Raw genomic sequence first — 2,640 nt, 5'->3', positions numbered from 1 at the left:
GCGCCGGCGGTCGCGGTGGTCGTGGCGCTGCGTGCGGCTGCCGGCGTCGCCGCTCGGCGACTGGCCGACCGGCGACGTACGGGACGCCGGCGCGGGCGCACGCGGCGCAGGCGGCGGTCGACGTCGTGCCGTCGGGGGCGTCGGTGGTCGCGGACATCGGCACGCTGACCCACCTCGTGACCGACCACGAGGCGTACTGGATCGGGACGGTCGCCGCGGACGCGCGTCCGGACTACGTCGTCCTCGACACGGCCGGCGGCTTCGGCTCGCCCGGGGACGCGGCCGCCTGGGCCAGCGAGACCTTCGCCGTCCCGTACGACCTCGTCCACCTCGACGCCGGCTTCCAGGTCGCCCAGCGCCGGTAGCCCCGGCGCGTCGTCTACCTGGGCCGCCAGGTAAACCGAATCGCGCCGTGACGCGACGCGGCCCCCGGTCCGTGGGGACCGGGGGCCGCGTCGGGCGTCAGGGACGGCTCACGGGTGGGTCATGCTCATGACGTCCAGGGCCTTGTCCAGGTCGGCCTCGCTGATCTCGCCGCGCTCGACGAAGCCGGACTCGATGACGACCTCACGGATCGTCTTCTGCTCCTTGACCGCGGTCTTGGCCACCTTGGCGGCGTTCTCGTAGCCGATGAAGCGGTTGAGCGGCGTCACGACCGACGGCGACGACTCGGCCAGGCGCTTGCAGTGCTCGACGTTGGCGGTGGTGCCGTCGATGCAGCGGTCGGCCAGGACGCGCGAGGCGTTGCCGAGCAGGCGCATCGACTCCAGCAGGTTGCGACCGATGACCGGCAGCATGACGTTGAGCTCGAAGCTGCCCGTCGTGCCCGAGAAGGCGATGGCGGCGTCGTTGCCGATGACCTGGGCGCACACCTGCAGCGTGGCCTCGGGCAGGACCGGGTTGACCTTGCCCGGCATGATGCTCGAGCCCGGCTGCAGGTCGGGCAGCGCGATCTCGCCCAGGCCGGTGCGGGGGCCCGAGCCCATCCAGCGCAGGTCGTTGCAGATCTTCACGAGGCTGACCGCGATGGTGCGCAGCTGGCCGGACATCTCGACCAGGCCGTCGCGCGCGCCCTGCGCCTCGAAGTGGTCGACCGCCTCGGTCAGCGGCAGGCTGGTGTCCTCGGCCAGGATCGCGATGACCCGCTGCGGGAAGCCCTTCGGCGTGTTGATGCCCGTGCCGACCGCGGTGCCGCCGAGCGGGACCTCGGCCGTGGCCGGGATCGACTGCTGCACGCGCGCGATGCCCTTGCGGACCTGCGCGGCGTAGCCGGCGAACTCCTGGCCCAGGGTGACCGGCGTGGCGTCCATGAGGTGCGTGCGGCCGGACTTGACGACGTCCCGGAACTCCTCGGCCTTGCGCTCCAGCGACTCGGCCAGGTGGGTCAGGTCGGGTACGAGGTTCTCCAGCGCGTACGCCGTGGCGGCGACGTGGATGGAGGTCGGGAAGACGTCGTTGGACGACTGCGACGCGTTCACCTTGTCGTTCGGGTGCACCTCGCGGCCGAGCGCCTTGGACGCGATCGTCGCGATGACCTCGTTGGTGTTCATGTTCGACGACGTGCCCGAGCCGGTCTGGAAGACGTCGATCGGGAACTGGTCGTCGTGCTGGCCGGACGCGACCTCGGCCGCCGCCGCGACGATGGCGTCCGCCTCGTCCTGCGGCAGGATGCCCAGCTCGGCGTTCGCCTTCGCGCACGCGGCCTTGATCTGCGCGAGCGCCTTGATCTGGGCCGACTCGATGGGCGTGCCGGAGATCGGGAAGTTCTCGACGGCGCGCTGGGTCTGGGCCCGCCACAGGGCGTCGGCGGGGACCTTGACCTCGCCCATGGTGTCGTGCTCGATGCGGTATTCGGTCATGCTCGGCACCATATCCGACCGCATCCGGACAGGCCTGTGGGCTTCTTCACCACGGACGGGCGGGGCGTGCCGGTCAGCGCGGGGACGAGCCGGTGAGCACCCAGTACGTCTCGTCGCGGCCCTGCAGGTCGACCGGCACGGGGGTCGCCGTGACCGTCGCGAAGCGGGACGCCAGCACCGCGCGGACGTCCGCGGAGTCGGCCATCGACCAGATCGACAGGTGCCGGCCGGGCGCAGGCGGCGTGCGCACACGTCCACGAAGCCGGGCTCGTAGACGGCCGCGTTCTCGTCGTGGACGAGGAAGTCCGGACCGTTGTCGACGTCGAGCACGATCGCGTCCAGGGACCCCGCGGGCTGCGCGGCCACGACATCGCGCACGTCGCCCACGACGACGTCCAGGCGCGGGTCGCCCAGCAGGTCGGCCCCGGGCAGCGTGCCGTCGCGCATCCAGCCGAGGATCTCGGGGTGGAGCTCGGCCACGACGACGCGCTGCACCGAGGGGGGCGGCGAGCAGCTCGCGGGCGGTGAAGCCGAGCCCGAGGCCGCCGACCAGCACCTCGGACGCCCCGAGGTCGACGACCGCGCGGGCCAGCAGCCGCTCGCTGCTCGTCTCGACGTCGTCCATGACGAAGACGCCGTTGACCCGCAGCTCGACCGAGCCGTCCGGCCGGCGGCGCAGCGTCACCTCGTCCGTGCCGCCGGGCTCGCTCATGCGTCGTCGTGGAAGGCCGACACGACGCGCGGGGGCGCGCTGCGGCCGGCTGAGGGTGCGCACCAGCGC

At 72.7% G+C, this 2,640-nt stretch carries 3 protein-coding genes; 1 reads left to right on the top strand and 2 read right to left on the bottom strand.

Annotated elements, in window-relative coordinates; translation table 11 throughout:
* Positions 1 to 365: hypothetical protein (locus AC2W7G_RS13380; RefSeq protein WP_485868874.1), on the top strand; the 365-nt coding region annotated here is incomplete at its 5' end.
* 108 nt (positions 366 to 473) lie between these two features.
* Here the strand turns inward: AC2W7G_RS13380 and AC2W7G_RS13375 are convergent.
* A complete protein-coding gene (locus AC2W7G_RS13375) occupies positions 474 to 1,859 on the bottom strand; it encodes a class II fumarate hydratase (RefSeq protein ID WP_485868873.1) in 1,386 nt (461 codons plus the stop codon).
* Positions 1,860 to 1,932: 73 nt separating this feature from the next.
* Positions 1,933 to 2,640, bottom strand: a 708-nt coding sequence (locus tag AC2W7G_RS13370; RefSeq protein ID WP_485868872.1) for a hypothetical protein, incomplete at its 5' end; no start/stop codon positions are given.

It is taken from the genome of Aeromicrobium sp. PFPM2_SD2 (assembly GCF_057364525.1).
This window is presented reverse-complemented; position numbering and strand designations above follow the sequence as displayed.

Bases quoted from the DNA above. Each gene is read 5' to 3' on its own strand.
- AC2W7G_RS13375 (WP_485868873.1), bottom strand. From the start codon at position 1,859: ATGACCGAATACCGCATCGAGCACGACACCATGGGCGAGGTCAAGGTC.